Source organism: Paenibacillus oleatilyticus, assembly GCF_018998565.1.
In the GTDB taxonomy this organism is placed as follows: Bacteria; Bacillota; Bacilli; order Paenibacillales; family NBRC-103111; genus Paenibacillus_G; species Paenibacillus_G oleatilyticus.
This window is the reverse complement of the sequence record NZ_JAHNZO010000067.1, coordinates 1-3,521: the sequence shown is the minus strand read 5'-3', so window position 1 is coordinate 3,521 and position 3,521 is coordinate 1. Positions and strand designations below refer to the sequence as shown.

At 50.7% G+C, this 3,521-nt stretch carries 1 protein-coding gene; it reads left to right on the top strand.

Annotation, left to right across the window (positions count from 1 at the left end; translation table 11 throughout):
• Positions 1-402: 402 nt before the first annotated feature.
• A partial coding sequence (locus KQX66_RS36290; RefSeq protein ID WP_438804226.1) for a non-ribosomal peptide synthetase occupies positions 403-3,521 on the top strand: 3,119 nt, incomplete at its 3' end.

Here is a 3,521-nt window from a genome sequence, read left to right as displayed (position 1 = left end):
TCGGAAAGCCGTATGAGGGAAAACCTCACGTACGGTTTGATGAGGAGGGGCAGATTTCTCTGCCCTTCACTCTAGTAGTATAAAAAAGGATTCTCGCTGGTATCATTTGCACCAACTGTCTGCCGTCATTAGGATTAATCGGTCAAAAGTATCATATAAGGAAAAATTAGTTTAATATAGGACTTTAATACCATGTAAATAGACTAATGTTATGTATATAATTTTTAGGTAATGGTTATATTACGATAATTTGGATAAATTTTCGTGTAACCTAGGTAATAAATTGTATAATTTTGGAGAACTCTGAAAGAAAAATTACAGTAGGAGAGTGTCTATGTGAGCGAGAATACGAACAAACGACTACCTCTAACCCAGGCACAGCGAAGAGTATGGAATATGGAAATGATGTATCCGAATACAGCCGTCGGAATCATCGCGGGAACTTTTATTATTAGAGGTCACCTCCAATTGGATGTATTGTTGCAGTCCATTTATAAATTGATTAAAGAGCATGATGCTTTCCGCATCCGAATTGCTTCTTCCGAAGACGATCAACCAATCCAGTGGTTTGAAGAGGAAACGAACATTATCCCCGAATGCGATTGTCTTCAATTCGAAAGCCCGGAGGAAGCTAAAGAATGGCTGGAACGCTTTAATAAAGTTCCGATCAGCATTTTTGACGAAAAGCTGTATCATTTTTGCGTGTTCCAGATTAACGACGAAGAGCATTGGTTAAACCTGAAAATCAACCATATGATTGCCGATGGCTTTTCCTCGATTCTCACCTTAAATTCAATCATGCAAAACTATACGGATTTGATGAACGGAACCGCGCCGGATCTGCAAGTAAAAAGCTCTTATTTTGATTATATTTATGCCGAGCAGCAATACGAAGGGTCGGAACGGTACAATAAAGATAAGGCATACTGGCTGGACAAATTCGCTTCCTTCTCTGAAATTACCACCATGAAACCGAATATGCCTTACGACATCAGCACAGAGGCCAAAAGAACGACCGTTGTCGCTATTCCCCCCCAACTCTATGAGCAGTTAAGGAGCTTTACCGAACAACATAACGTCGGAATATTCACTATATTTTTAGCCTCGTTGTACATCCTTTTTTATAAGGTGACCGGAAATCAAGATATTACGGTGGGCACGCTTTATGCAAACCGGACGTCAAAGCAAGAAAAAGAGACGTTGGGCATGTTTGCAAGTACGGTTGCGATGCGCGTACTCTTGGACCCGGATCAGAGCGCAGCCACTTTTTTGAGTCAAGTATCCAGAGAACAGAGATCGTACCTGCGTCATCAGAAATATCCGTACAACCAGCTCATCCAGGATTTAAGAAAAGAAAACAAGCAGCATGATATACAGGATCTGTTCCGTGTGGATATTGATTATTTACCGGTGACTTGGACGCAATACGATAATCTCAGCGTTCTGCAAAATGTAGGTTTTTGCGGACACGAAGCGGTAGACTTTGCCATCCAAGTATGGGATATAATCGACGAGCAGCAAATCGAGCTGAATATCGACTACCGCATTCAATTGTTTGAAGAACATGAAATTCTGCGCATTGCCAAACAAATGACCTGCATTATTGAGCAGATGATACAGAACCCCCATCAGACGGTTCGCGAGCTGTCTATACTGAGTGAAGAAGAGAAAAATAACATTTTAACCCGGTTTAATCCGGTATCGAACGAGCTTCCGCCAGAGAAGACGTTCCATCGGTTGTTTGAAGAGCAGGCGGAACGCACCCCGGAGGCGACGGCGGTCGTATACGAGGACAAGCAGTTGACGTACCGCGAGCTAAACGAGCGATCGAACCGGCTGGCCGACACGCTGCGTTGGGGCGGCATCGGACGGGAATCGATCGTCGGCATTTTGGCCGATCGTTCGGTTGACCTGCTTGTCGGCGTGATGGCGGTCTGGAAGACGGGAGGGGCGTATGTGCCGCTCGATCCGGATTATCCGTCGGAGCGCATCCGGTTCATGCTGGAGGACAGCGGAGCGAAGGTGCTGCTGACGCAAACCCATCTGCGCGAGCGTTCGCAAGCGTGGTTGAAGGATGATCTGGCACTGCAAACGGTGCTGTGTCTGGATGAAGAGGAGTCGTACGGCGAAAACGGGGCGAATGTGCCTGACGGGAGCGCACCGGGCGATTTGTCGTATGTGATCTACACGTCGGGCACGACGGGGCGGCCGAAGGGCGTCATGATCGAGCACCGCAGTCTGGTCAATACGGCGGCGGCCTATCGCCGGGAATACCGGCTGGACCAATTCCCGGTACGCCTGCTGCAACTGGCGAGCTTCTCCTTCGACGTGTTCGTCGGGGATATCGCGCGGACGCTTTACAACGGCGGGACGATGGTCATTTGTCCAAAGGACGACCGGATCGATCCGGTGCGCTTGTACGGCTGGATTCGCGATAAGCAGATTACGATCTTTGAATCGACGCCGGCGCTGATCGTGCCGTTCATGGACTACGTGGCGGAGCAGGGTCTGGATATGAGCTCGATGGAGCTGCTGATCACAAGCTCGGATAGCTGCAGTGTGGCCGACTACCGGCTGCTGCAGGAGCGCTTCGGCTCGCAGTTCAGAATCATCAACGCATACGGGGTAACGGAAGCGGCGATCGATTCGAGCTTTTATGATGAGCCGCTCGCCATGCTGCCGGAGGCGGGGAATGTGCCGATCGGCAAGGCGTGGCTGAACGCCCGGTTTTATATCGTGGATGCGCAGTTGAAGCCGGTACCGGTGGGGGTATTGGGCGAGCTGTGCATTGGCGGCCCAGGCGTGGCCCGAGGGTATTGGAACCGCCCCGAACTGAACGAAGAGAAGTTTGTCGATAGCCCGTTCGTTCCCGGGGAGCGGTTGTACCGCACGGGCGACCTGGCGCGTTGGATGGAAGACGGCAACGTCGACTTCATCGGCCGGATCGACTATCAGGTGAAGATCCGCGGTTACCGGATCGAGCTGGGTGAGATTGAGTCGGCGATGCTGCGTTTCGCCGGGGTTCGTCAAGCCGTTGTGAAGGATTGGACCGATGAGCGGGGCCAAAAATATTTGTGCGGTTACGCGGTTGCGGAGCAAGAGCTCAATCTGGAAGAGCTTCAATCGTATTTGGATCAAACGCTGCCGTCGCATATGGTTCCGGCGCGTCTGGTGTGCCTGGAGCAGCTGCCGCTCACGCCTAACGGCAAGGTAGACCGCAAAGCGCTGCCCGAGCCGGAGGGACACGTTCAAGCCGGAGCAAGCTATTTGGAGCCCCGTACGGAAGCGGAGAAAGCGCTTGTCTCGGTATGGCAAGCCGTGCTGGGTGTAGACAGAATCGGGATATTGGACAACTTCTTTGCGCTCGGAGGCGACTCGATTAAAGCGCTGCAAGTATCCTCAAGGGTACTTCAGGCTGGTTATAAGCTGGTCATGAGAGATTTATTTCATCATCCGACCATAGCGGCGCTCAGTCCGCATCTTCAGGCTGCCGGCAAAATCGCGAGCCAGGAAGAAGTGAC